The sequence below is a fragment of the Actinophytocola sp. genome (genome assembly GCF_035634895.1).
Taxonomy (GTDB): domain Bacteria; phylum Actinomycetota; class Actinomycetes; order Mycobacteriales; family Pseudonocardiaceae; genus Actinophytocola.
In genome coordinates this window covers 1-25143 of the sequence record NZ_DASQCC010000012.1, presented here as the reverse complement: position 1 = coordinate 25143, position 25143 = coordinate 1, and the positions used below count along the sequence as shown (strand labels likewise).

Here is a 25143-nt window from a genome sequence, read left to right as displayed (position 1 = left end):
CTCGGGCCGCTGCGCCGGGGCGGGTCGGTGCGGCATCTGGGGCGGTTCGACACGGAGGGCGTCGCACGGGAGCTGACCGACGGCGCGACCATGCTGTTCGGGGTGCCGACGATGTACCACCGCATCGCCGAGGCCCTGCCGTCCGACCCCGGGCTCGCCGCGGCGCTCGCCGGGGCGCGGCTGCTGGTGTCCGGCTCGGCCGCGCTGCCGGCCGCCGACCACGCACGCATCGAGCGCGCCTGCGGCCAGAAGATCGTCGAGCGCTACGGGATGACCGAGACGCTGATGAACACTGCGATCCGGGCGGACGGCGAGCGCCGCCCGGGCACGGTCGGCCTGCCGCTGCCGGGCGTGGACCTGCGGCTGGTCGACGACGCCGGCGAGGTCATCGAGGCCCGGGACGGCGAGACGGTCGGCGAGATCGAGGTGACGGGCGACAACCTGTTCCTGGGGTACCTGAACCGCCCGGACGCGACGGCGCGGGTCATGCGGGACGGCTGGTTCCGCACGGGTGACATGGCCGTGCGCGAGCCGGACGGGTACGTGCGCATCGTCGGCCGCCGCGCCACCGACCTGATCAAGAGCGGCGGCTACAAGATCGGCGCCGGGGAGATCGAGAACGCGCTGCTGGAGCATCCCGCGGTCGCGGAGGTGGCCGTGACCGGCGAACCGGACGACGACCTGGGTGAGCGGATCGTGGCCTGGGTGGTGCCGGCGGGGGAGCGGCCGCCCCCCGACGAGCTGGCCGACCACGTCGCCCGCCTGCTCGCCCCGCACAAGCGACCGAGGGTGGTGCGCTTCCTCACGTCCCTGCCCCGCAACGACATGGGCAAGGTCCTGAAACGAGCGTTGAACGCCTGATCGCGGGGGGTGTCGCGGGTACGGCCCCGGGCCGGCTCGCGGCCGCTTTCTCAGGAACCCTCAGCAAGACGCTGGCACCATGGAACTGTGATCAGAGACCTCGTGCGCCGCTCGGCGCTGTTGGCGCCCGTCGGGGCGTTGGTCGGGGCCGGTGCGTTCGCCGGCTGGCAGGTACCCGTGGCGATCGGCGGTCAGCCGAAGGGCGCGCGGCTCGAGCGGATGCGCCGCTCACCCAACTTCCGGGACGGCGCGTTCCACAACACCGTCGAAGCGGTGGTGGGCACACCGTCCTCCAACGCGATGCGTGACCTCGTCTTCGGCAAGGAGGTCCGGCGGCCGACCCACGCCGTGCCGCTGGTCGGCGCCCCCGACTTCACCGCGGCCGTCGACGGCCTGCGGGTGTCCTGGCTGGGCCACGCCACCGCCCTCGTGGAGATCGAACGCAAGCGCTTCCTGTTCGACCCGGTCTGGAGCGACCGGGTCTCCCCGTCGACCGTCGTCGGCCCGAAGCGGCTGCACCCCGTCCCGTGGTCGCTCGCCGACCTGCCCGAGCTGGACGCCGTGGTCATCTCCCACGACCACTACGACCACCTCGACATGACGACCGTCCGCAGCCTGGTCGCACGGCAGCCGGCGCTGAAGTTCGTCGTGCCGCTCGGCGTCGGCGCCCACCTGGAACGGTGGCGCGTGCCGGTGGAGAACATCGTCGAACTGGACTGGGACGAGCGGGTCTCGTTCGACCACGTCGAGGTCGTCGCCACCGCGGCGCGGCACTTCTCCGGTCGCCTGCGCCCGGGCGGCAACGGCACGCTCTGGGCGTCGTGGGTGCTCGCCGGCCGCGACCGGCGGGTGTTCTACACCGGCGACTCCGGCTACTTCGACGGCTACGAGCGGATCGGCGCCGAGTACGGCCCGTTCGACGTGACGTTCATCCAGATCGGCGCGTACTCGCCGTACTGGCCGGACATCCACATGACACCGGAGGAGGGCGTCGCCACGCACCGCGCGGTGCGTGGTGAGCTGCTCGTCCCGGTGCACTGGGCCACGTTCAACCTGGCCATGCACTCGTGGTCGGAACCCGTCGAGCGCCTCCTCGAGGAGGGCAGGGGAATCCGGGTCGCGGTCCCGAAGCCCGGCCAGGCGATGGACGTCGACGACGCCCCCGAACCCGACGGCTGGTGGCGCGGGGTGGCCTGACCGTCCCTGGCGAGAATCCGGCGGTATCTGGCTCGCCGGCCACTCCCCGTCGTGGGGAGGGCGGCCTAGTTTTCCGGCTATGACCTACATCGGGCCGGTGCTCATCGGTGCGTTCTACGTGTTGCTGAGCTCGCTGCTCCCCGACCGGCACCGGCGACCGTTCAACGCGATCATGGTCGCCGGCGCCGGTGCCGTGTACCTCAGTGGCGGCGGCCTCGAGGGGTGGGAGCTCGGTTACGTCGCGGTGGCGACCTACGTCGCCTACCGCGGCCTCGAGTCCTGGACGTTCATCGGGATCGCGTGGCTGATGCACACCGCCTGGGACGTGGTGCACCACCTGAAAGGCAACCCGATCATCCCGTTCGCCGCGCACTCCTCGCTCGGCTGCGCGATCTGCGACCCGGTGATCGCCATCTGGTGCTTCGCGGGTGGCCGGCCGGTGCTCGACATGCTGCCCGGCCGGCCATCCGTCAGTTGGCTTCGCCGGTCAGTGCGAACGAGCGCAGGCGCTGGGTCGCGCCGACCGCCCCCACCAGGATGAAGATCACCGACATGATCAGTGCCGTGCTCACCGACACCGTGGAGTTGATGAGCGGTGTGTTGCCGATGGAGTCGGCGATCGCCGTCGCGTGCTGGCGGACGCTGAAGATCCGGGCGCCGCTGACGTAGGTGACCAGGATGTTCTCCCACAGCACCAGGTAGACCAGGCCGACGGCCACCGGGCGCTTGGACATCGCCGACAGTGCCAGGAACAGCGCGCAGTAGGCGAGACCGCCGATCGCCGCGCCGATCACCAGGCCCACCGCGAGTGAGCCGGAGCCGGCGATCAGCGCCGCCACGGCCAGCGGCACACCGGTCGCCACCGTGGTCACCAGCCATGCCACGACCAGCTTGGACAGGATGATCTCGCTGCGTGGCAACGGTTTCGTCAGCACGTGGGTGATCGTGCCGTCGTCGATCTCCAGGCCGAGCGCGCTGCTGCCCACGATCAACGCGGTCAGCGGCAGGATCACCGAGAGGCCGAGGTTCGAGAAGATCACCGGGCCCCACTCGGCGTCGTCGGCGCCGGACATCACGCCGACCAGCGTCAGTCCGATGAGGATGACCGGCATCGGGAGGAGCATCAGCACCCGCCTGCGGCCCAGCATGGCACGCAGGGTCAGGCTCATGATCGTGAGGTTCATGTCGCCACCAGGTAGGAGAAGACCTTTTCGAGGGACTCGTCGGACGGCAGGATCTGCGTCAGCCGGATCTTGTGCTCGCGGGCGAGCTTGGCCAGCGCGCGGGTGAACGTGCCGTAGTCGTTGGCCTGCACCAGCACGCCCGTCGGCTCCAGGCTGACCCCGGACACCGACCGCTGTCCCATGAGGACGGTCGCGAGCAGGCGGTCGTCGGAGGAGGAGATGGTGAACTGGTGCGGGCGGTTGGTCATGAGCCGCCGGATGTGCCGGTAGTCTCCGGACGCGGCGAGCCGGCCGGCCACGATCACCTGCACGGTCCCGGAAAGCTGCTCGACCTCCTCCAGGATGTGCGAGCTGAACAGGATCGTCCTGCCCTCCTCGGCCATCCTGTTCAGCAGCGCCATCATGTGTATGCGCTGGCGCGGGTCCATGCCGTTGAACGGCTCGTCCAGCAGCAGCACCCTCGGGTCGTGCACGAGCGCCGCCGCGACCCGGCTGCGTTGGCGCATGCCCTTGGAGTACGTGGAGATCCGCCGGTTCTGCGCGTCCTCCAGCTCCACGATGGACAGCGCGCGCCGCGCGGCCGCCTCGGGATCCGGCAGCTTGTGCAGCTTGGCGCTGGCGAGCACGAACTCCCACGCGGTCAGGAACCCCGGCACGCTCTCGCGTTCGGTGACCAGACCCAGCGTGCGGTACATGTTCGGGTTGCGCCACGCCGGCTCGCCGCCGACCGTGACCTCTCCCTGCGACGGCGCCATCAGCCCCGCCATCAGGTGCAGGACGGTGGTCTTGCCGGCGCCGTTCGGGCCGAGCAGGCCGGTGAGGCCGGGCCCGATGGTCAGCGTGACGTCGTTGACCGCCACCACGTTGCCGTACCAGCGAGACACACCGGAAAGTTCAATGTTGCTCACGGCAGTCCGCCCCTCCGAGATCAACCCTGTCGGTTGCGCCGGGTCTTCCGAGTTCGGCCCGGTCACGTACGTGTGGCCGGCGTGCGTCACGACTGCACCTTCTTGTAGCGCATGACGCACAGCGCCGTGCCCAGCGCGGTCAGCGCGGCCGTGACCAGTGCGTACACCGGACCGAAGTCGCCGGTGAACGTGAGGTTGATGTTCAGGCCGAACAGCCACTGGTCGACGCCGTTGAGCAGGCTCGCCGGGTTGAGCAGGCCGCCGAGGTTCTCCAGCGTGTCGCCGCCGAACGCCATCACCGCGGCGGAGACCGGGGCGGAGAGCAGGAACAGCGCGATGATCATCCCGGAGGCGAACACCCGTCGCCCGGACAGCGACGCGAGCGGCAGGCCGAGCGCGGCGAGCAGCGCGCTGTGGATCACCGCCGCGAGCAGGCCCTTCGCCAGGCCGCCCAGCTCGTCGAAGACGCCGCCGATGCCGGTGTCCGTGTTGAACGCCATGCCCAGGAACATGATCAGCAGGGGGACCGCGTACAGCGCGAACACCGCGCTCGCGAGCGCGACGAGCTTGGTCAGCGCGTAGTCCCGCCTGCGCAGCGGGCGGGACAGGTAGAGCTGCAGCAGGTTGCTGCGCAGGTCCACCGACACCAGCTCCGGCGCGACCACCGCGACGAAGACCGTCGCGGCGTAGGTGAACGTGGACACGATGCCGACGTAGTCGATCACCGCGGTCGGCAGCTGGGTGTTGACGACCACCAGGACCAGTGCCGCGGTGCTCGCGAAACCCAGCAGTGCGAACGGAAGCACCTTCGCCCACGCGCTGCGGCCGAGCCCGTACGCCGACCGGACACTGTGGACGTACAGCGAGCGCATCGAGTAGCCCCGGCCGAGGCGGGGGCCCTCGTAGTGCTGGTAGCCGATGTCGTGGATGACACCGGTGTTAGGCGTGGACATTCTCGGCCCCCTCAGGCAGGTCGCGGAACAGGTCGGCCACCTGGTGGTGCTGGCGCTCCAGCCGGTGCAGGGACAGGTCGAGGTCGGCGACCGTGTCGCGGATGCGGTCGTAGACGTCCTCGGAGCCCTCTGCGCTGTCCATGCCGACCAGCAGCACGCGCTTGTCCTGGCGGACCTGGAGGCCTTGCTGGGTCAGCGCCGCGCCGAGTGCGTCCGCGTTCTCGTCGACCTCGACCATCAGCAGGTCACGCGCCTGGGTCATCGAGTCGAGCGTGGCCGAGCGCAGGAGCCGGCCGGCGTCGATCGCGACGAGGGACGTGCAGATGCGCTCGATCTCGCCGAGCAGGTGCGAGCAGACGACGACCGAGATGCCGAAGTCCGTCCCGATGCGGTGGACCAGGTCCAGCATGGCGCGGCGGCCCGCCGGGTCGAGGCCGTTGGTCGGCTCGTCGAGCAGGAGCAGCTCGGGGTCGTGGACGAGCGCCTGCGCGAGCTTGACCCGCTGCTTCATGCCCGTCGAGTAGCCGCCGATGCGGCGGTAGCGTTCCTCGTACAGGCCGACGTGGCGCAACGTCTCCGAGGCTCTCTCGCGGGCCATGGCCTTCGGCAGGCCGCTGACGCGCGCCATGTGCGTCACGAACTCGGCGGCGATCATGTCCGGTGGTAGGCAGTCGTGCTCGGGCATGTAGCCGACCCGGGCGCGGACCCGGTCCCCGTCGGCGAGCGGATCCAGGCCGAGCACGCGGATCTGGCCGCCGGTCGGTTCGAGCAACCCCAGTGCGAGCTTGATGAGCGTGCTCTTGCCGGCCCCGTTCACCCCGACCAGGCCAACCACTCCGGCCTCAATCGCGACGGTGAGGTCCGCGAGCGCGGTCACCTTGTTGTCGTAGCGCTTCTGCAGCGCGGTGGTCTCGATGAGTGGCACGTCACGGACTGTAGGGGCTCGACCGGGTCCGGGACATCCGGTCTCAACCCTGAGCCGACCCTGAGGTTCGGCGAACGTGCACGGCCTGCGGCCGGGACGGCGGCCGAACCCCCCGTCCCGGCATCGCGTTCCGGCTCAGAGTTCGGCGACCTGCCGGGCCAGCGGCGCGACCTGCTCGGCCACGTACCTGGCCGGGGCGTCGCCGGGCGGCATGACGATCATCGTCGTGATGCCGAGCTTCGCGTACGCCTCCAGGTCGGTGGCGGTGCTGTCGGTGATCGGACCGCCGAGGTTGGCGGTCTTCTCGATCTCGTCGTAGTCGCGGCCGACCTCGTCGCAGTGGCGGCGCAGCACGTCCAGCTTGTGCGCCACCTCGTCGGGCGAGGTGCCGAAGAGGTTGCAGGCGTCGGCGTACCGGGCGACCAGGCGGAGCGTCTTCTTCTCGCCACCGCCGCCGATCAGGACGGGCGGCTTCGAGATCGGCGCCGGGTGGCAGAGGGTCTCGGCCAGCTGGTAGTGCTTGCCCTCGTAGGCGCCGTCGTTGTCCTGGTCCCACATCTGGCGGCAGATCTGGAGGGTCTCCTCCAGGCGCTCGAAGCGCTCGGCCGTGGGTGGGAACGGGACGCCGAGGCCACGGTGCTCCCGGTCGTACCATGCGGCGCCGACGCCCAGCTCGCCCCGGCCGCCGGACAGGACGTCCACTGTGGCCACGATCTTGGCGAGCAGGCCGGGGTGGCGGTAGCTGACGCCGGTGACCAGCAACCCGAGCCGGACGGTCCTCGTGTGCGCGGCGAGGAAGCCGAGGGTGGTGTAGCCCTCCAGCATGGGGTCGGTGGCCGGGAACATCGCCTCCATCTGGAAGTAGTGGTCCATCACCGACAGGTGCGTGACCCCGGCCTCCTCCACGGCGGTGGCGAGACGCACGAGCTCAGGCGCGATGCCTGTCGTGCCTTCTGGAACGGTGAACGCGATCTGGTGCACTCCGAGCTTCACACCTGTCACCCTAGGAGCTGGAGCGCGCTCCAGCGCAAGTTCTAGGCGCGGTCGACCGGGATGCGCGCGCCACTGACCGGCCCGGACTCGTCCCCGGCGAGGAAGAGAATGGTCTTCGCGATGTCGGCCGGCGCGACCCATCCGGCGCGGTCGGAACCAGGCATGTTCTCCCGGTTCGCCGGGGTGTCGATCACGCCGGGGATGACCGCGTTGACGCGAATTCCGTCCCGTTCGTACTCGCTGGCGAGCGCGTCGACGAAGGTGAGCACGGCGGCCTTGGCGGCGGCGTACCCGGCGGCGCCGGGGAACGGACTGACCGCCGCCCGTGACGAAATACAGACGATCGAGCCGCCACCGGCATCGATGAGATACGGAATGGTGGCGGCGCAGACGAGGTAGGTCGGCCGGAGATTCGTCCTGAACTGGGCCTCGAACTCGTCGACCGGTGTCTCGTGCACGCGACCACCCATGGCGAACCCGCCGACGAGGTTCACGACGGCACGCAACGGCGCGTCGGCCGACTCGGCGGCGACCGCGGCCACCTCGCCGACGGACGCGGGGTCGGTCAGGTCGGCCCTGACGGCGACGACCCCCGCCGGCGGCTTCGACCGGTAGGGGACCACGGTCCGCCACCCCGTGTCGACGAACGCACGCGTCACCGCGACGCCGAGGCCGCCGGTCCCGCCGGTGACGAGCACCGACCGCTGAGCCACTGATCCAGTCATGGGTCCAGTCTCCGGTCAGGCAGGCGGTTCGGCCAGCCCTCGGCGGCCGGCCGAACGCCGACGTCCTGCTCAGGCGTCCTGCTCAGGCGTCCAGCAGCTTGGCCTTCAGGTGCGCCAGGTCCTGCCGGGTGAAGCCGTGGGCGGTGAGCCAGCCGACCGGGCCGCCGTGCTCGTCGTCCAGGTGGGCGAGGAAGCGTTCCATGATCTCGGGCCGCGGGTCGTGCTCGTGGGCCGGGATGTTGTCCACGTCGTTCGCGTAGGTCGGGGAGGAGCGTAGGCGGTCCAGGATCTGCTCGATGCGTTCACCCGTCGCCACGTAGTCCGCCACCACCTCCTCCCGTGGCACGCCCACCGCCGACAGCGCCAGCGCGACCACCACGCCGGTCCGGTCCTTCCCGGCCGCGCAGTGGACCAGCGCCGCCCCCGGCGCGTCCGCGATGGCCCTCAGGGCGTTCACCACGCTGTCCGGGCGGTCCTCCAGGTACCCGATGTAGAACGCGCCCGCCACGTTCTCCGGGTCGCGGGCCACCGCCCGTTCCCGGTTCACGGCCAGCGCGTCCTTCGCCACGTCGGTCATGGCGCCGGCCTCCGGCAACAGGGACATGTGGAGGTGCTCTATCGAGGTAAGCGCTTTCATGGGGGCGGGGCCCTCCGACTCGACCTCGGCGACGCTCCTCAGGTCGATGACGGTCGAGACCCCGACCTCCTCGACCAGGCGGGTCACGTCCTGGCCGGAGAGGTCCTGCAGGTTGTCCGAGCGCACCAACCGCCCGTGCCTCGTGCTCGCTCCGTCGCCGGCGGGCAGGCCGCCGACGTCCCGTACGTTGACTGCGTTCTCCAGTTCGATCCAGCGCACCCAGCAATAACAACATTGCCGGCCCCGCTTCGCGTGTGAGAGGTTGGCCACCGTGACGGTCGTGAGGACTGCTAACGAGGGGACGGCTCGTCGGGTCCTGATGATCGCCGGGTTCCTGCTGATCGCGGCCAACCTGCGAGCGGCGCTCACGTCCGTCGGGCCGCTGGTCGAGACGATCAGGGCCGACCTCGGGCTCACGGGTGGCCAGGTCGGGTTCATCGGGACCCTGCCGCTGCTGACCTTCGCGGTCGTGTCGCCCCAGGTGCCCCGGCTCGCACGCAGGGTGGGCACCGACCGGATGCTGTGGACGGCGCTCGCCGTCCTCGCCGCCGGCATCGTGCTGCGGTCCGTGCCCGTCGACGCGTTGCTCTGGGTGGGCACGGTCCTGCTCGGCATCGCCATCGCGATCTGCAACGTGCTGATGCCCAGCCTGATCAAGCGGGACTTCCCCACCCGGGTGAGCGCCGCCACCGGCGTGTACACGGCCGTCATGGGCATCGTCGCGGCCCTCGCCGCCGGCCTCGCGGTGCCGCTGGCGGGTGCGCTACCCGGTGGCTGGCGGACCTCGCTGGGGTGCTGGGCCGGGCTGGTGCTCATCGCGCTCGCGGTGTGGACGCCACAGCTGGTCCGGCGCCGGCCGGTGGCGCGGGTCACCGGCGCCGAGCGGATCACCACGCCGTGGCGGTCGCTGCTCGCCTGGGAGTGCGCGGCGTTCATGGCCCTGTCGGCGGCCGGGTTCTACACCGCGATGGCCTGGTACCCGTCCATCCTGCGCAGCAACGGCACGAGCGAGACGGCCGCGGGCTGGCTGATGTTCGCCTACCAGCTGATCGGCGTGGTGATGAGCATCGTGATGCCGATCGCGCTCGGCCGCCTTCGCGACCAGCGGGCGGTGGCCGCCGCCTCGGGCGTGCTCGCGCTGGTCGGGTACCTCGGGCTGCTGCTCGTGCCGGGGCTCGCGGTGCTCTGGGTGCTGGTCACGGGCTTCGCCGCCGGCGCGCTGTTCTTCCTCGCGCTCGCGTTCTTCAGCCTGCGGGCGGCGGACCCCCGCTCGTCCGCGGCGCTCGCCGGCATGGGGCAGTCGATCGGCTACCTCGTCGCGGCGGTGGGGCCGACGCTGTTCGGTGTGCTGCACGACGCCACCGGCGGGTGGCGGGTGCCGCTCGCGGTGATGGTCGGGGTCGCGGCGGTGCACTCGCTCATCGGGTTGCGGGCCGGGCGCGACGCGCACGTCAAGGTTTAGGAGGACCGCTGTGCGGTTGCTGGTGATCGGTGGTTGTGGTGCCATCGGGTCGTTCGTCGTGCCGGTGCTGGCGCGGACCCACGAGGTTCGGGTGCTGGACCTGAACGAGCCGCGCGTGCCGGTGTCCGGTGTGGAATACCACACGGGCGACCTGCACGACGTGGACCTGGTCGCGCGCCTGGCGTCCGGAGTGGACACGCTGGTGTTCATGGCGATGGGGCCGACGCGGGAGTGGGGGAGCCCGGAGACCGCGCGGCAGCACTTCGACGTCGCGGTGTCGGGCCTGTACCTGGCGATCTCGGGCGCGGTGCGGGCCGGGACCCGCCATGTGGTCTACACCAGCAGCATGTCCGTCTACCGCTACCCGCCCGCCGAGATCTTCACGTTCCCGGACGAGTCGGTGCCACCGGACGCGCTCGACTTCTACGGTCTGGCCAAGCGGCTGGGCGAGGAGGTGTGCCGCTCGGCGACGGTCCAGCACGGGATCGACGTGCTGTGCCTGCGCCTCTGCTTCCCCGTGCCCGACGACGAGTGGCCGAAGAACGAGCGCCCACGGGAGCGGGCCATCAGCACCTCGGGCCGCGACACGGCGGCCGCGATCGACGCGGCACTGCACCGCCGCGGCCACGGGTTCGACGTCTACGCGATCAGCGGCGACGGCACCGGCCGGATGATGAGCCTGGACAAGGCACGCCGCGAGCTGGGTTGGGCGCCGCAGGACGTGACGTGACGACCCTGCCGCCCTTCTCGAGGACGCCACCGTCTTGCGGGAGTGGCTCGCCACGCCAGGATGGGGGGATGACACCCGAGGAGCTGCGGGCCGCCGGCGTCACACTCGTCGAACTGTCGTTCGTGGACAACGCCGGAGTCGCGCGCGTCAAGGCCGTGCCGCTCGACCTGATGCCGGCCTCGCCCGGTGTGTCGCCCTGCTTCGAGACCTTCGGGGCCGACGACGTCATGGTCCCCGGCCGCCACCTCGGTGGGCCCGACGGGGATCTGCGGCTCCATGCCGACATGGCCCGGGCGGTGGCTCTGAGGGCACTGCCCGGCTGGGCCTGGGCGCCCGCCGACAAGCACAACCAGGACGGGACGCCGTTCGTCGCCTGCCAGCGGACCTTCGCCAAGCGGCAGGTGGCTGCCCTGGCCTCACACGGACTTCGGGTGTCGGCCGCCTTCGAGCACGAGTGGATCCTCGGCAGGGCCGGCGTGGCGGACTTCGTACCGGCCTTCGAGGGACCGGCCTACGGGCAGATCCGCCTGGAACAGGTTGCCGGGTACGCCGCCGAGCTGGTCGGCGACCTTCAGGCACAGGGCCTGCGGGTGCAGCAGTTCCATCCCGAGTACGCCACGGCTCAGCTGGAGCTCTCCGTGGCGCCCGGGGATCCCGTGGCCGCCGCCGACGACGCCGTGCTCGTCCGGCACTCGGTGCGGGCACGCAGTCTCGCGTACGGCTGGCGGGCCACCTTCGCGCCCAGCGTCGACCCGGACGGCACGGGGTCGGGAGCGCACCTGCACCTGTCCGTGCATGATGCGGATGGCAGCTTGATGTCCGGCGGCGACGGCCCGTTCTGGTTGAAGCGTCAAGGAGAGCAGTTCCTCGCCGGCGTACTCCGCGAGCTGCCGGCACTCGTGGCGATCGGCGCCGGACATCCGGTCAGCTTCCTTCGGTTGCAACCCTCGCGGTGGGCGGGGATCTGGCAGGCGTGGGGACACGAGACGCGGGAGACCGCACTCCGGCTCATCACTGGGAACTCGGCCAACGCCGAGGTCAAATGCTTTGACGGGACAGCGAATCCGTACCTGGTCGTCGGGTGCGTCCTCGCCGCCGGGCTGGCCGGTGTGCGCGACGAGATCACGCTGCCCGCACCGGTCACGGGCGATCCGGCCAACGGGGACGGCACGGTCCCGCGGCTGCCCACGACGGTGGACGAGGCGGCCGCCGCACTGGAGAGCTCCGGTGTGCTCGCGGCCGCGCTCGGGCCCGAACTGCACGACGCCGTACTCACCGTGCGGCGTGCGGAGGCGGAGCGCTGTGCGGGACTGGACCCGGTGGCGCTAACCTCAGCCGTCCGCTGGCGCTGGTAGGAGGTCTCGTTTTGGGCGTCGCCGATGCCGTGCCCTTGGTCGACCAGCACTGCCACGGGGTCGCGACCGTGGACGTCGACGTCAGGGAATGGTTGTCCGAGGCCAAGAACGCCCGGCGCCACCCCTTCCGGTCGCTGCTGGGCCTGTCCGTGCGGCGCTGGTGCGCGCCTGTGCTCGGCATGGACACGCACGCTCCCGCCGAGGAGTACCTCTGGCGGCGCGCCGAGCTCGGCTGGCACGAGGCGTCCCGCCGGCTGCTCGCCGCGGCGGGGGTCAGGCACTGGTTCGTCGACACCGGGTACGCGCCGGGGCCGGTCACCACGCCGAGCTTCCTCGCGGACCTCGGCGGCGGAACGGGCCACGAGGTGCTCCGGATCGAGGCCGTCGCCGAGGCACTGTCGCTCACCGCGGCCTCCGCCACGGCTCTGCTCAACGGGATTCACACGCAGCTGCACCAGACGCCCGCCGTCGCCTTCAAGACGGTGATCGGCTACCGGATGGGGTTGCGGCTCCCCGCGACCCCGCCGACGAAGGAACAGGTGGTCCAGGCCGCCGGGAACTGGTTGCGTGCCAAGGAGACCCGGCTCACCGACCCGGTGCTGCTGACCTGGCTCGTGCACGAGGCCGCCCGCGCCGCGTACGACCGGGGACTGCCACTACAGTTCCACACCGGGTTCGGCGACCAGGAGCTCACACTGTCCTCCGTGGACCCGTTGTGCCTCACCGACTTCATTCGCGCGGTGCCGGTGCCGACGGTGTTGCTGCACTGCTATCCCTTCCACCGCAACGCCGCCTACCTGGCACACGTGTTCGAGCACGTGTACGTCGACATCGGGCTGACGATCCCCTTCGTCGGGCCGCGCGCCGGGGCCGTGCTCGCCGAGGTGCTGGAGATCGCGCCGTTCGACGCCCTGCTGTACTCCTCGGACGGGAACATGTTGCCGGAGCTGCATTTCCTCGGCGCCGCGCTCTGGCGCAACTACCTCGGCAAGCTCGTCGACTCCTGGCTCGCCGACGACGCGCTCACCATCGCCGACGCCGAACGGCTCGTGCTCGGCATCGGCCACGGCAACGCGGCACGGCTACACCGCCTTTAGCTCGGGCGTCGCGGCCGTGACGAAGTCGACGGCGCGGGTGACCGTCGCCGGGTCGCGGAGCAGGCGCCAGTGGCCGAGGTTCCTGGCGGTGACCAGTTCGGCGGCCGGCCAGACCTTCGCGAGGGCGACGCTGTCGGCGTAGCGGGTCTCGCGGTCGGCCGGGTCGTGGACGGTCAGCAGCGGCGGTGGGGCGATACGGGTGACCATCCTCGGCATGTCGAAGTCGTCCCACGGGGCGCCGGCCAGCTCACCGACGCGACGCATCATGCCCGTCCGGACGCGTTCGCCGAAACCGAGTGTGGCGGCGAAGACCATCGTCAGCTCGGTCGGCTGTGCCATGGGGGACAGGAAGACCAGCCTCTCCGGCCGCAGGCCGTCGCGCAGGGCGTAGAACGTCGACGACGCGCCCGCCGAGTGGGCGACGACCCCGTGCGGCTGGCCGTGCGCCCGCACGACGGCCATGAACGACCTGGCCATCTCCGGGATGGTCGTGCGGCGCGGGCCCAGCTCGCCGGGGTCGGAGGCGCCGTGGCTCAGTGCGTCGAACGCGATGACCTTGTGGCCGGCGCCGACCAGTGGCGTGACGAAGGACAGGAGCTGCGTGCTGGCGCCACCCCAGCCGTGGACCAGGTAGACGGCCGGACCACTGCCCCAGACCGTGCCTCTGACCTTCCTGTCCCGCACGGTCACGATGAACGGCGTGCCCGCCGGGATGGCCGGGCGCGCACGGCCGTTGAAGCGGGGCACCGTCAGCCAGAGGTTCGTGGCCCAGCGGACGCCGAGGGCGGGGGCGACGCGTTCCAGCGTGCCGAAGGCGGTGCGGGTCGCGGCCAATCGAATAACACGACCGATCGTGCTTTTTTGTGGTGACAAAGGAACCCCTCCCAAGGGCATCGAGCTACTGGGTCCTCGCCCTGTCCAGCAGGGCGTCGAAGGCGCGGCGGGCGCGGTCCGCCGACAGTGTGTCGCCGAGCAGGCGGCTGCTCATGTGGTAGGACAGCATCACGCCGTCCTCCTCGAAGGCGAACTGCTCCGGGTCGACGTCGGACCGGAAGTGGCCGGCCGCCACCCCGGTGCGGAAGACCTCCGCCAGCGAGTCCAGCCAGTCCTGCTGGACGCCGACGAGGAAGTCGCGGACCGGCCCTGGCTGGTCGTCCAGCTCGCTGGACGCGGCGACGAACAGGCAGCCGCCTTCCTTGGCGTCCCAGAACAGCCAGCTCTCGAACAACCTGCGCACCCTCGGCTCGCCCCGGGGCGTCGAGAGCGAGGGGGCCAGCACCTCGGTCACGAACCGCGTCCGCGCGTGCTCCAGGATCGCGAGCTGCAGCGACTCCTTCGACCTGAAGTGCGCGTACAGCCCGCTCTTGGACAGCTCGGCACTGCTCGCGAGCGTGCCGATCGTGAGGCCGCCCAGCCCGACGGTCCGGGCCAGGCGGCTCGCGGTGTCCAGGATCGCCTCGCGCGTCTGCGCACCCTTGCTCACGCCGGCTCAGCGCCATCGCGTGGCGCCGGAACGCTCCACAAGCTCATGCGGCCCACGTTAGCACGATCGTGCTAACCCGCCGCCGTGGATTTCCGCGTGTGGACTAGCCCCAGACCTCCGCGGCGGTGTCCACGATGAGGGCCAGCTTGGCCACCTGCTCGTCGTAGGTCAGCGAGTTGCCGTCGACCGTCGACGAGAAGCCGCACTGGGGGGACAGGCACAGCTGGTCGAGCGGCACGAACTTCGACGCCTCCTCGATGCGCCGCTTCAGCGTGTCCTTCGACTCCAGCTCGCCGCGCTTGGTGGTCACCAGGCCCAGCACCACCTGCTTGCCCTTCGGCACGAACCGGAGTGGCTCGAAGCCGCCGGAGCGGTCGTCGTCGTACTCCAGGAAGAAGCCGTCGACCGCCAGCTCCGAGAACAGCGCCTCGGCCACGAAGTCGTAGCCGCCGGCCGCCGCCCACGACGACTTGAAGTTGCCGCGGCACATGTGCGTGGTCACCCGCAGGTCCGCGGGCCGGTCGGCGATCGCGGCGTTGATCTGCCTGATGTACCGCAGGTGCTGGTGCTCGGCGTCGTCGCCGCGGGCGGCCAGCTCGGCACGCTGCGCGGGGTCGTTGAGGTACGCGAGGCTCGTGTCGTCCAGCTGGAGGTACCGGCAGCCCAGCTCGTGGACGCCCCGCACCTGCGCCTTGTAGGCCGCGGACAGGTCCGTCCAGAACTGCTCCTCGTCCGGGTACACGCTCGGGTCAAGCGCGGCCGGGCCGCCGCGGTAGTGGACCATGCTCGGTGACGGGATGGTCAGCTTCGGCGTCACCGCCGAGCCGGCGACACTCCGCAGGTAGGTGAAGTCGTCCGCGAAGATGGTCTTCGGCAGGCGAACCGGGCCGTCCACATGCAACGCGGCGGTGGTGAACTCGATCACGCCGTCGGGGTTCTCGAAGCGCACCTTGATCGAGTCGTCCGGCGCGGACGAGATGCCGCCGAGCTGGTAGATGAAGTCCATGTGCCACGAGGACCGGCGGAACTCGCCGTCAGTGGCGGAGCTGAGGCCCACCTCGGACTGCATCGCGACGACCTGGCGGATGGCCTCGTCCTCGGCCGTGCGTAGCTCCGCTGCCGAGATACGCCCGTTCTTGAACTCCTCACGGGCGGTCAGCAGTGCCTGCGGGCGCAGCAGGCTGCCGACGTGGTCAGCGCGGAAGGGCGGAAGCGCCATAAAACTCTCTCCTCGGTGTTGGGTTGCTCGCTCGGCACGCTCAGAACGGGTACGCGGGGATGTCGCCGCGCACCGTGATCCATCGTGGCTCGGTGAAGGCGTCCAGGTTGGACTGTCCGCCGAAGCGGGCGCCGGTGCCCGACGCGGCCACGCCGCCGAACGGCGCCACCGCCTCGTCGTTCACGGTCTGGTCGTTGATGTGTGCGATGCCGGTCGGGATCCGCTCGGCCAGCGCGAGGCCACGCATCACGTCGCTGGTGAGGACCGACAGGGACAGGCCGTACTCGCTGTCCGCGGCCAGTGCCGCGGCCTCGTCCACGCTGCCGAACCGCACGACCGGCGCCACCGGGCCGAAGACCTCGTTGGCGTAGGCCGGCATGTCGGCGCCGACGCCGTCGAGCACCGTGGGGCGGTAGAACAGGCCCTCGTGCGTGCCGCCGGACGCGAGCCGTGCGCCGGCGTCCACGGTGGACGTGACCAGGCCGTGGACCTTGTTCAGCTGGCCTTCGTCGATCAGCGGGCCGAGTGCGACCTGGTCGGTGTACGGGTTGCCGACCGGGAGCCGGCTCGCGTGCTCGGTCAGCGCCTCCACGTAGGCGTCGGCGACGCGCTCGTGCACGAGGTGGCGGCCCGCGGTCATGCAGATCTGGCCCTGGTGCAGGAAGGAGCCCCACGCGCCCGCCGACACCGCGCGCTCGACGTCGACGTCGTCCAGGACGATCAGGGCCGAGTTGCCACCCAGCTCCAGGTGCACGCGCTTGAGGTGCCTGGCGCCCAGCTCGCCGACCTTGCGCCCCACCGCCGTGGAGCCGGTGAACGAGATGATCCGGACGCGGGGGTCGGTGACCAACGCGGTGCCCGCCTCGGCGCCGCCCGGCAGGACGTGCAGAAGTCCGTCCGGCAGGCCGGCCTCGGCCAGCACGCCCGCGAGGGCGAAACCGCCGCTGACCGGGGTGCGCAGGTCGGGCTTGAGCACGACGGCGTTGCCGAGCGCGAGTGCCGGCGCGACCGAGCGGGTCGACAGGATCATCGGCACGTTGAACGGGGAGATGACGCCGACCACGCCGGCCGGGACCCGCCTGAGCAGCGAGAGACGGGGCTGGTTGGTCGGCAGCAGCAGGCCGGGCGGCTGGGACGCGAGCGCGGCGGCCTCGTAGCACTCCTGGGCGGCGACGCCGACGAAGAACTCCGCCGCGCCCGGCACCGCGCCGGTCTCCCGGATCACCCAGGTCCGCAGCTCGTCGAAGTTCTGCTCGATCAGCGTGCCGGCCTTGCGCAGCACGGCGGCGCGCTCGTCGAACGATGCCGCGCCCCAGTCCTTCTGCGCCGCGGCCGCGGCGGCGCTGGCCTTGTCCACATCGGACTCGTTCGCGACGCCGGTGCGGCCGAGCTCCTCACCCGTGGCCGGCTCGATGATCGCGATGTCGCCGCCCTTCGGGGTGACCCAACCGTTGCTGTAGACGGTTCCGTTGAAGGTGCTGGGATCTACTATTGCCGTCATGACTCCTGCTTTGCTTTCTGGATCTGCGCGTACACCCGGCCCCGTAGTTCGGTGAACCGGGGTTCGCTTCTGGTGGCCAGCTGGTCACGTTCGGCAGGGAGGTCGACCGCCAGGTCCTCCACGACGGAGGTTGGGGGCGACGACAACATGATAACGCGTTGTCCCAAGTAGACGGACTCGTCGATGTCGTGCGTGACGAACACGAGCGTCACTCCGAGTCGCCGCCACACCGACCGGATCAGGTCCTCGAGGTCCGCGCGGGTCTGCGCGTCGACGGCCGCGAATGGCTCGTCCATCAGCAGAACCCTTGGCTGGTAGGCGATCGCGCGGGCGATGGCCACGCGTTGCTGCATGCCGCCGGACAGCTGCCACGGATACGCGCCGTGCGCCTCGCCCAGGCTCACGGAGTCGAGCGCCTCGGTGACCAGCTCGATCCGCTCCGCCTTCGGCATCCCGGCGGCCCGCAGCGGCAGTTCGACGTTGTCGAACACCCGCAGCCAGGGGAACAGGCTCCGCCCGTACTCCTGGAAGACCACGGCGAGCCCGTCCGGCGGGCCGGTCACCGGCCTGCCATCGACGTGCACCTCGCCGGAGGTCGGGGGCAGCAGCCCCGCGATGCACCGCAGGAGCGTGGTCTTGCCGCAGCCCGACGGGCCGACGACGCACACGAACTCGCCGTCGGCCACCGAGAACGACACGTCGCCGATCGCCTCGACGCGGCGGCCCTTGGTGTCGTAGGTCTTCCTCAGCTCCTTGACGGTGAGCATCACCGCTCCTTCTCCGCGGCACGGATCCCGTGGTACCAGCCGAGCACGTGCCGCTCGGCCAACCGGAACAGCGACGCCAGCAGGACGCCGAGCAGGCCGAGAAGGATCACGCCGGTCCACATCTGCGGGATGCGGAAGCCGTCCTTGAACTGGATCACCGTGAAGCCGATGCCGCTGCTCGCGGCGAACATCTCGCTGATGACCATGAGGATGATGCCGATCGACAGCGCCTGCCGCGCCCCGGCGACGATCTGCGGGCTCGCCGAGCGGATCATCAGGTGCCAGACCCGCGAGCCCCCACGGATCCGGTAGCTGGCGCAGGTGTCGGTGAGCACCTCGTCGACCGCGCGCACGCCCGCCACGGTGTTCAGCAGGACCGGCCACACACAGCCGGAGATGATCACCAGGATCTTCATGGTGGCGCCGATGCCGGCGACCAGCATGAGGATCGGCACGAGCACGGGCGGCGGGATCGCCCGCAGGAACTCGAACAGCGGCTCGACCACCGCGCGCAGCGTCTGGTTCGCGCCGATCGGTATGCCGAGCCCGATCCCGGCGACCAGCGCGGCGAGGTAGCCGATGGCGAGGCGGAGCAGGCTCGGCAGGACGTCGTCGACCATGCGTTCGCCGAACCACGTGGCGGGGAACGCCCCGACGATCTTCGAGAGCGGTGGGAAGTAGAACTCCGTGCTGCCGGCGCTCGCGAACCACCAGATCGCCACAAGCACGACCGGAAGCCCGATGGCCAGACCGACCCTGCGCAGCACGATCACGCCGGCACCCGCGATTCCAGCCGCATCGACGGATGCCAGGCCAGCACGCGGCGCTCCGCTGTCCGCGTCGCCACGTTGGCGCCGACCCCGAACAACCCGGTGACGACGACCAACGCGTACATCTGCGGCACCGCGCCGGACGACCGCGCGTTCGCGATCTCCTGGCCGAGGCCGGGAGAGCCCATCACCAGCTCGCCCGTGATGGTCAGGATCAACGCGACGGTCGCCGCGAGCCGCACGCCCGTGACGGCGTAGGGCAGCGCGGTCGGCCAGACGAGGAAACGGATCCGGTCGAGGCGGCCGAGGCGGTAGGACCGCGCGGTGTCGTTCGCGACCGGGTCGACGTCCGCGACGCCGGCCAGCACCTGGAGCAGCACCTGCCAGAACGCCGCGTACACCACGATGATCACCGTGGCCTCGACCGTCGGGCCCTGCAGCACGATGACGAGCGGGATGAGCGCGACCGACGGGATCGGCCGCAGGAACTCGATCGTGGACGCGGTGGCGGCGCGCACCACCGGCACGGAGCCGATGAGCACGCCGAGCACCACGCCGAGCGCGACCGCGATCACCAGCCCCAGCAACCAGGTGCGCAGCGTGTCGAGCACGGCGACCCAGAAGTCGCCGCGCCCGAGCTGTTCCGCCAGTGTCCCGAGGATGTCGGTGGTCGGTGGCGCGTAGTCGCGGGAGATCAGGCCGAGCCGTGGCACCAGTTCCAGCAGCACGCCGAAACCGAGCAACCCGGCGAGACCATAAAGTGCCGAACGGGTCGCGCTCATCCGCGGGCCACCTCCTTCCCTCGTCACGGCGCTCGACGCGCGGTCCTCGTTCCCGAGCCCCGCTCCCCGGTCGGTCCGGCGGCTGCTCCTTCGGCGCCCGCCCGTGCCCTCACGGCAGCAGTGCGTTCACGTCAACGGGGTTGGTCAGCGTCTTGTCCTGCTTGGCGAGCCTGGCGAGCTTTTCGACGGAGGGTCTGTCGATCTCGGCAGGCCACTTCGGCAGCGTGACCCTCGCGATCACCGCGGGGTCGATCTTCGTGTAGGTGCCGATGATCTCCCGTGCCTCGCCGGGGTTCTTGTTGGCGTAGGACAGGGACTCCTTCATGGCGTCGGTGAACCTCCTGACCAGGTCGGGATTGCGGCTCAACATGTCCTCGGAGGTGAAGTAGAGGGCGACGCACAGGTTGTCCGCCACGTCGACGTAGCTCGACGCGATCTTGCGGGCGCCCTGGGCGAGCGCGGCCTGCTGGAACGGCTCGACCACGAAGATCGCGTCCACCTGGCCCCGCTGCAGGGCGGCGGGCTGTTCCGGGAACGGCAGCACGGTGAAGTCGACCTTCGACTCGTCACCGCCGTCCTTGCGTACCGAGGCGCGAACGCTTGTGTCGACGACGTTCTGCAGCGTGTTCGTCGCGACCTTCTTGCCCTCCAGGTCCTTCGGCGACCTGATGGGGCTGTCGGCGCGGACGAAGAGCCCGGCGAAGTCGTCGCCCTCCTCGCCGGTGGAGTTGACGCCGTTGGCCACGGCCTTGATCGGCAGGGTCTCCGACTGTGCGAGCAGCAGGGAGACGGTGTTGCTGAAGCCGAACTGGTAGTCACCGGTGACGACCGCCGGCACGATGGCCGCGCCGCCCTCGGCCTGTTTCAGCTGTAGGTCGATGTTGTGCTGTCTGAAGAAGCCTCGCTCGAGGCCGAGGTAGATCGGCGCGACATCGAGGATCGGGATCACGCCCACTGTGACCTTGTCCGGCTTGCCAGGTGTGGAGGGGGCTCCTCGGTCGTCGGAGCCGCATGCGGTAGCCAGGAGTGAGGTCGCGAGCAGGAGCGCGGCGAGGTGTAGTCGCATCGGTGCAACTCCATCCACTCGTTGAATGGTTGTTCGTAGATCGCACGCTCGTTCTCCAGGAGAACCTAGAGCGCGCTCCATGCGCGGTCAATGGCCGGCCCACGTACTATCGTTCGGCAGAAGAACCACTGTTCGCGATGCGAACCGTCGTCTGGAGCGTGCCCGTGGCTGGTCGAGGCGCCGACTTCGTACAGTCGCTGGCACGCGGGTTGGCCGTGATACGGGCTTTCGACCAGGAGAATCCGGAGCTCACGCTGTCCGAGGTGGCCGCGCGGACCGGCGTGACGCGGGCGGTGGCACGGCGGTTCCTGCTGACGTTGGCCTCGCTGGGTTACGTGCGCAGCGACGGCCGGTTCTTCTCGCTGACGGCGCGGGTGCTGGAGCTGGGTTACGCGTACCTGTCGTCGCTGTCGCTGCCGGAGGTGGCGGAGTCACACCTGGAGGCGCTCGTCGCGGAGGTGAACGAGTCGTCGTCGGTCTCGGTGCTGGACGGACACGACGTCGTCTATGTGGCCCGGGTGCCGGTCTCGCGGATCATGACCGTGGCGATCAGCGTGGGAACGCGCTTTCCGGCGTACGTGACGTCGATGGGGCGGGTGTTGCTGGCGGGGATGCCCGCGCCGGAGCTGGAGGAGTACCTGGCGGCGGTGGCGTTGAAGCCGCTGACCGCGCGGACGGTGCGGTCGGTGGACTCGCTGCGGGCGGAGCTCGCGAAGGTGCGGTCGCAGGGCTGGGCGCTCGTGAACCAGGAGCTGGAGGAGGGGCTGCGTGCCCTGGCGGCGCCGATTCGGGACCGGACCGGGCGGGTGGTCGCGGCGGTGAACGTGTCCGCGCACGCGAGCCGGACGTCACTGGAGGCCATGCGCCGGGACCTGCTGCCCGCCCTGCTGACGACGGCGGCCCGCATCGAGGCGGACATCCCGGGTTCACGCCGTCCGCGCTGACCGGGCAGTCCTGGTGCCGGTGTGGTGCTAGACCTTCTCCCTGCTGACGGTCCACTCCGCCGAGTGCGGGAGGAGGCCGGGGACGTCCTCGGTCAGGCGGGCGAAGTCCAGCGCCTGGCCGATCAGGCTCGCCGGGTCGTTCTCGATGGCCGCCCAGGCCTGGGTGCGTTCCTGCTCGGTGGCGAAGCGCCCGTGGTCGAAGGCGCGGCGGGCGGCGGTACGCAGTGCGTCCAGGTCGTGCACCATCACGTTCACCTTCGCCTCGACTTGGAAGCGGCGGTCCTGCTGCTCGGCTATGGCGAGCACCTGGGTGCGGCTCAGCTCATGGGTCATACCTCCATGGTGCGCCCGCCGCGACCGCTCCAACCAGGCAAAACATGTCATTTCGGGGAAAGACCGGGGTCTCCCTTAGGGGCGATGTCCAGTGCGCGCAGGCGGCTCAGCAACGCTGCCATCGTCCGCGGCTCGTTGGCGTAGAACGCCGACTCGCGGATCCTGTGCAGCTGCCAGCCACACCGTTCCAGGTCCCGCTGCACGGCCAAGTCCCGTTCGTACGCGGGCGCCCCCTGCCACGTGTCGCCCTCGCACAGCAGGGCGAGGCGAGCCTGGGCACCCACCACTACCAGGTCCAGCCGCAGCCGCTCCACCGAGAACGCCGGCATCACCGTGTACCCCAGCCCGACCAGCCGGTTCGCCACCCGCTGCTCGAACAGCGAGTTGAACGGCTCCACCCGGACGTCCGCCGGCACCGCCGCCGTCAGCGTCCCCTCGGCCCGGTCCGCCGACATCACGCCATAGCAGTGGTCCAGCAGCTGGAAGCGCATGTCCTCGGGGTTCGACAGGGCGGCCAGCGGAATGGAGTGGAACACCCACATCTGGTCCCGTGCCCGCGACGCCGCCACGTTGTACCGCTGCACGAACATCTCCCGCGTCAGCGGCACGATCCGGTCCGCGGCACCCGCCACCATCGACAGGAACATGACATCGCGCTCGGCACCCTGGAAGTCCGCCGAGTCGCCGCACTGCAGCTTCCGCGCCGCCCAGTCCTCCGGCGCCACCCGCTCCAGCAGCCGTCGCTCGATCGCCTTCGCCTGTGCCGCGCCCAGTAGCGAGATCACGCCGAACGTCTTGCCGTCGTACCGGGGGTCGGCCAGGCACTTCTCCAACTGCTCGACGACGGCCTCGACCTCGGTGGCGTTGACCCTGTTGCCCTTGCTGGTCGTGGCGTCCTCGGCGGTCCCGCCGACGTTCACCGCCTGGATCGGCGCCAGCCGGTCCGCGCCGTACTGCCGGACCGCCTGGAGCCGGATCCCGTCCGGCTCGTACGCCACGCGGTTCGAGAAGCCGATGATCTCCGGGACGCAGCGGCGGTGCTCGGTCAAGGTCAGCAGCCCCCGGTACCGCATCTTCGCCTCGTCGAACAGGCTGCGCTGCGGGTCCTGCCACGCCGACCGGTACGGGTCGTCGCCGAGGTACTGGCTCGCCAGGTCACGCAGCTGCTGCTGGTCGACGCCCACGGCCGTCGGCGACACCTGCTTGTCGTCGCCGATCACGACCATCCGCGGGGCCAGGTACTGCAGGAACGTCGCCTCCAGGCCGGCCTGCGACGCCTCGTCGACGATCACCACGTCGAAGATGTCCCTGGCGATCTGCAGCTGCTCCGCGATCCGGTACACCGGCATGATCCACACCGGCACCGCGGAACGGCAGCGGTCCATTGCCTGCCGCACCTCGGCACGGCGCTGTGCCGCGTACTTACCGGTGCCCTTGCCCAGCCGGCGGACCAGGTACGCGTAGTGCTCCAGGTTCGCCCGCGCCTGGCCGGTGAGCCGGTCGGGGGACACCGCGTGCCGCCAGGCCCTTGTCGCCGCGAGGGTTTCCACCTCGCGGCGGATGCGTTCCTCGGTCAGCGTGATCTCCGCCTGCACGGCGTTGACGTCCGCCGTGCCGCGGGACTCGACCCACGCGCCGACCGCCGCCCACGTCCACGCGTCGCCGAAGCTCGCGAGCTTCTCGCCCCACACCGCGGGATTCGCCAGCACCGCCGCACATAGCCGCGGCGGCACCGACGCCGCCAGCAGGTCCCGGCGGGTCAGCTGGGCGCGGACCGTCACCAGCCGGGTGAGCCGCTGGTAGGCCGTGGCGTACGCGGACGGGTCGCGGTCGCGGACCGCCGCGAGCAACAACGGCACGCACGGCGCGGCATCCACCCGGCCGGCCACCGTGGACACCGCGGACTCCAGGCGGCGCAAGGGAAGCGTGGCGGTCACGTGCGCGTCGACGGACGCCGCGACGTCGACAAGGTTGGCGTAGCGGCGAACGGAGTCGAGGTCGGCCCAGTCGGCGCGGGGGAGCCCGGCCTCGGCGAACCGGCGTTGCTCCAGCTCCAGCGCCTCACCCAGCCGCAGCACCCGGTGCAGCTGGTCGAGCTCCGTGCCGTGCCACCGCAACCGCTCGTGCGGCGGATCCGTCGGCAGCACCTGGGAACCACCCGGCCACGCCTTGTCCAGCGCGTTCAGCACGCGGCCGGCCTCCGCCCACAGGAGGAACGCGCCGACCTGCGCCGCGGCGGTCGGCGGCAGGCCGTCCACCAGCACCTGCTCGAACAGCGGCTGTGCCTGCTTGACGGGCTTCGGGGTGAGCGCGCCGATCCTCGGCAGGCCGTTCGCGCCGGTCCTGAGCGTGCCGCCGGCAAGGTGCGCGTGGAGCTGCTTCGCCAGCGGCACCAACGGGGTCACGTTCCCGGCGACCTCGACCTCGGTGAGCGGGCCCAGCTGGTCGACGAGCGTGCCGGCCTGGGTGAGCAGCTGCGCGATCTGCTGTGCGCGGCCGTGCCAGAGCCGGGCGCGGCCGGTGCGGATGTCCGCGAGCGCCTCGCCCATCCACGTCTCCCGCCGGCGGGCCAGGTCGTCGGCCTCGTCGGCCAGCTCGGACAGGCGCCTGCGCAGCTGTGCCCTGGCGCCGGCGTCGATGCCGCGCACCGGCTCGAAGGCCGGGTGCCGCTTGAGGTCCGCGTGCCTGGCCGCGGTCTCGGCCGCCGCGCGTTCCGTGTCGACGAACTCGGTGAACACCTGCGGCGCCGGCGCCGTGCCCAGCTCGACGAGCCGTTGCCCCGCCTCCGGTTCGTCGGCGATGAGGCCCGCGTCGGTGAGGAAACCGTGCCACTCCAGGACTTCCGCGGTCGTGAGCGGCGGTTCGGCGCCGGCCGGGACGTCGGTGTGGTCGCGCAGCCAGCCGAAGCGTGGCTCCTGCTGCCGGAGCCGCAAGGCGATGGCGGCCAGTGTGCCCTCGTAGCCCGCGTGTTCGTGCCGGCGGACCTCGTCGCGGCGGGCCTCGACGAGCTGGTCGTGCAGCTCCGCGCGGCGGAGGCCAAGGCGTTCGATCGTGGCAAGGCAGCGGCGGATCGTGGTGGCCGCCGCTTCGTCGTCGTGGTCGGTGGCGGCGGCCGCGATGCGCTCGACCGCGACCTTCAGGTCCGACATGTCCTCCCGGGACGAGCCGACCACGGCCACGGACAGCGGCTTGATCTCGGCGGGCAGCTTGTCGCGGACCTCGCGGAGCGCGCGGTCGGTGTGCGCTGTCAC

At 70.9% G+C, this 25143-nt stretch carries 25 protein-coding genes; 8 read left to right on the top strand and 17 right to left on the bottom strand.

Features of this window, described 5'->3' with window-relative positions; translation table 11 throughout:
• The 3 genes from VET29_RS02670 to VET29_RS02660 all read left to right on the top strand — a co-directional run.
• Window positions 1–861, top strand: an 861-nt coding sequence (locus tag VET29_RS02670; RefSeq protein WP_324914009.1) for an AMP-binding protein, incomplete at its 5' end; no start/stop codon positions are given.
• 87 nt (window positions 862–948) lie between these two features.
• A complete protein-coding gene (locus VET29_RS02665) occupies window positions 949–2058 on the top strand; it encodes an MBL fold metallo-hydrolase (RefSeq protein WP_324914007.1) in 1110 nt (369 codons plus the stop codon).
• Window positions 2059–2137: 79 nt separating this feature from the next.
• On the top strand, window positions 2138–2599 hold the full coding sequence (locus VET29_RS02660) for a DUF6010 family protein (protein WP_324914004.1): 462 nt from the start codon (window positions 2138–2140) through the stop codon (window positions 2597–2599).
• Here VET29_RS02660 and VET29_RS02655 read toward each other — a convergent pair.
• The 7 genes from VET29_RS02655 to VET29_RS02625 all read right to left on the bottom strand — a co-directional run bounded on the left by VET29_RS02655 (window position 2529) and on the right by VET29_RS02625 (window position 8602).
• Entirely contained in the window at window positions 2529–3242 is a 714-nt protein-coding gene (locus VET29_RS02655; protein ID WP_324914002.1) for an ABC transporter permease, read from the bottom strand. The genes VET29_RS02660 and VET29_RS02655 overlap by 71 nt on opposite strands.
• Entirely contained in the window at window positions 3239–4150 is a 912-nt protein-coding gene (locus tag VET29_RS02650; RefSeq protein WP_324914000.1) for an ABC transporter ATP-binding protein, read from the bottom strand. The genes VET29_RS02655 and VET29_RS02650 overlap by 4 nt, the downstream gene beginning before the upstream one ends.
• Before the next feature lie 86 nt (window positions 4151–4236).
• Entirely contained in the window at window positions 4237–5103 is an 867-nt protein-coding gene (locus VET29_RS02645) for a hypothetical protein (RefSeq protein ID WP_324913998.1), read from the bottom strand.
• Entirely contained in the window at window positions 5090–6028 is a 939-nt protein-coding gene (locus VET29_RS02640; RefSeq protein ID WP_324913995.1) for an ABC transporter ATP-binding protein, read from the bottom strand. Before VET29_RS02640 ends, VET29_RS02645 begins: the two co-directional genes overlap by 14 nt.
• A 135-nt stretch (window positions 6029–6163) precedes the next feature.
• Complete coding sequence (locus VET29_RS02635) at window positions 6164–7021, bottom strand: LLM class F420-dependent oxidoreductase (protein WP_324913993.1); 858 nt, start codon at window positions 7019–7021, stop codon at window positions 6164–6166.
• Window positions 7022–7062: 41 nt separating this feature from the next.
• Window positions 7063–7746: an SDR family NAD(P)-dependent oxidoreductase gene (locus VET29_RS02630; RefSeq protein ID WP_324913991.1), complete on the bottom strand. Its 684-nt coding sequence runs from the start codon at window positions 7744–7746 to the stop codon at window positions 7063–7065.
• An 82-nt stretch (window positions 7747–7828) separates the two neighbouring features.
• Window positions 7829–8602, bottom strand: a complete 774-nt coding sequence (locus VET29_RS02625; RefSeq protein ID WP_324913988.1) for a tyrosine-protein phosphatase — start codon at window positions 8600–8602, stop codon at window positions 7829–7831.
• A 61-nt stretch (window positions 8603–8663) separates the two neighbouring features.
• On the opposite strand from VET29_RS02625, the gene VET29_RS02620 reads away from it, so the two are divergent.
• The 4 genes from VET29_RS02620 (at window position 8664) to VET29_RS02605 (ending at window position 13027) form a co-directional block, all read left to right on the top strand.
• Window positions 8664–9845 (top strand): MFS transporter, encoded by a 1182-nt coding sequence (locus tag VET29_RS02620; protein ID WP_324913986.1) that lies wholly within the window; start codon window positions 8664–8666, stop codon window positions 9843–9845.
• A gap of 10 nt (window positions 9846–9855) precedes the next feature.
• Complete coding sequence (locus VET29_RS02615; protein WP_324913984.1) at window positions 9856–10575, top strand: NAD(P)-dependent oxidoreductase; 720 nt, start codon at window positions 9856–9858, stop codon at window positions 10573–10575.
• 68 nt (window positions 10576–10643) lie between these two features.
• Window positions 10644–11930, top strand: coding sequence for a glutamine synthetase family protein (locus tag VET29_RS02610; protein WP_324913982.1), 1287 nt, complete (start codon window positions 10644–10646; stop codon window positions 11928–11930).
• An 11-nt stretch (window positions 11931–11941) separates the two neighbouring features.
• Window positions 11942–13027, top strand: a complete 1086-nt coding sequence (locus tag VET29_RS02605) for an amidohydrolase family protein (RefSeq protein WP_324913980.1) — start codon at window positions 11942–11944, stop codon at window positions 13025–13027.
• Here VET29_RS02605 and VET29_RS02600 read toward each other — a convergent pair.
• The 8 genes from VET29_RS02600 to VET29_RS02565 all read right to left on the bottom strand — a co-directional run bounded on the left by VET29_RS02600 (window position 13013) and on the right by VET29_RS02565 (window position 20615).
• A complete protein-coding gene (locus VET29_RS02600) occupies window positions 13013–13861 on the bottom strand; it encodes an alpha/beta fold hydrolase (protein ID WP_324913978.1) in 849 nt (282 codons plus the stop codon). The genes VET29_RS02605 and VET29_RS02600 overlap by 15 nt on opposite strands.
• Window positions 13862–13925: 64 nt before the next feature.
• Window positions 13926–14510 carry a TetR/AcrR family transcriptional regulator gene (locus VET29_RS02595; RefSeq protein ID WP_324913976.1) on the bottom strand — a complete coding sequence of 195 codons (585 nt, stop codon included), beginning with the start codon at window positions 14508–14510 and terminating at the stop codon, window positions 13926–13928.
• A 103-nt stretch (window positions 14511–14613) separates the two neighbouring features.
• Window positions 14614–15729 (bottom strand): 5-methyltetrahydropteroyltriglutamate--homocysteine S-methyltransferase, encoded by a 1116-nt coding sequence (locus VET29_RS02590; RefSeq protein WP_324913974.1) that lies wholly within the window; start codon window positions 15727–15729, stop codon window positions 14614–14616.
• Between the two features lie 40 nt (window positions 15730–15769).
• Window positions 15770–17230 (bottom strand): benzaldehyde dehydrogenase, encoded by a 1461-nt coding sequence (locus VET29_RS02585; RefSeq protein WP_324913971.1) that lies wholly within the window; start codon window positions 17228–17230, stop codon window positions 15770–15772.
• On the bottom strand, window positions 17227–17997 hold the full coding sequence (locus tag VET29_RS02580) for an ABC transporter ATP-binding protein (protein WP_324913969.1): 771 nt from the start codon (window positions 17995–17997) through the stop codon (window positions 17227–17229). Before VET29_RS02580 ends, VET29_RS02585 begins: the two co-directional genes overlap by 4 nt.
• Window positions 17997–18770, bottom strand: a complete 774-nt coding sequence (locus VET29_RS02575) for an ABC transporter permease (RefSeq protein WP_324913967.1) — start codon at window positions 18768–18770, stop codon at window positions 17997–17999. Before VET29_RS02575 ends, VET29_RS02580 begins: the two co-directional genes overlap by 1 nt.
• Window positions 18767–19549: an ABC transporter permease gene (locus VET29_RS02570; protein ID WP_324913965.1), complete on the bottom strand. Its 783-nt coding sequence runs from the start codon at window positions 19547–19549 to the stop codon at window positions 18767–18769. The genes VET29_RS02575 and VET29_RS02570 overlap by 4 nt, the downstream gene beginning before the upstream one ends.
• Window positions 19550–19658: 109 nt before the next feature.
• On the bottom strand, window positions 19659–20615 hold the full coding sequence (locus VET29_RS02565) for an ABC transporter substrate-binding protein (RefSeq protein ID WP_324913963.1): 957 nt from the start codon (window positions 20613–20615) through the stop codon (window positions 19659–19661).
• A gap of 164 nt (window positions 20616–20779) precedes the next feature.
• Between VET29_RS02565 and VET29_RS02560 the strand changes: the two genes are divergently transcribed.
• Window positions 20780–21559, top strand: a complete 780-nt coding sequence (locus VET29_RS02560; RefSeq protein ID WP_414636434.1) for an IclR family transcriptional regulator domain-containing protein — start codon at window positions 20780–20782, stop codon at window positions 21557–21559.
• A gap of 27 nt (window positions 21560–21586) precedes the next feature.
• Here VET29_RS02560 and VET29_RS02555 read toward each other — a convergent pair whose 3' ends face one another.
• Window positions 21587–21892 carry a hypothetical protein gene (locus VET29_RS02555; RefSeq protein ID WP_324913959.1) on the bottom strand — a complete coding sequence of 102 codons (306 nt, stop codon included), beginning with the start codon at window positions 21890–21892 and terminating at the stop codon, window positions 21587–21589.
• A gap of 47 nt (window positions 21893–21939) precedes the next feature.
• The coding region (locus VET29_RS02550; protein ID WP_324913957.1) for an AAA domain-containing protein at window positions 21940–25143 on the bottom strand (3204 nt) is incomplete at its 5' end.

Coding starts and splice junctions, on each gene's coding strand:
- VET29_RS02660 (WP_324914004.1), top strand. CDS start 2,138: ATGACCTACATCGGGCCGGTGCTCATCGGTGCGTTCTACGTGTTGCTG.
- VET29_RS02645 (WP_324913998.1), bottom strand. CDS start 5,103: ATGTCCACGCCTAACACCGGTGTCATCCACGACATCGGCTACCAGCAC.
- VET29_RS02570 (WP_324913965.1), bottom strand. CDS start 19,549: ATGAGCGCGACCCGTTCGGCACTTTATGGTCTCGCCGGGTTGCTCGGT.
- VET29_RS02580 (WP_324913969.1), bottom strand. CDS start 17,997: ATGCTCACCGTCAAGGAGCTGAGGAAGACCTACGACACCAAGGGCCGC.
- VET29_RS02590 (WP_324913974.1), bottom strand. CDS start 15,729: ATGGCGCTTCCGCCCTTCCGCGCTGACCACGTCGGCAGCCTGCTGCGC.
- VET29_RS02555 (WP_324913959.1), bottom strand. CDS start 21,892: ATGACCCATGAGCTGAGCCGCACCCAGGTGCTCGCCATAGCCGAGCAG.
- VET29_RS02655 (WP_324914002.1), bottom strand. CDS start 3,242: ATGAACCTCACGATCATGAGCCTGACCCTGCGTGCCATGCTGGGCCGC.
- VET29_RS02610 (WP_324913982.1), top strand. CDS start 10,644: ATGACACCCGAGGAGCTGCGGGCCGCCGGCGTCACACTCGTCGAACTG.
- VET29_RS02630 (WP_324913991.1), bottom strand. CDS start 7,746: ATGACTGGATCAGTGGCTCAGCGGTCGGTGCTCGTCACCGGCGGGACC.
- VET29_RS02565 (WP_324913963.1), bottom strand. CDS start 20,615: ATGCGACTACACCTCGCCGCGCTCCTGCTCGCGACCTCACTCCTGGCT.
- VET29_RS02585 (WP_324913971.1), bottom strand. CDS start 17,230: ATGACGGCAATAGTAGATCCCAGCACCTTCAACGGAACCGTCTACAGC.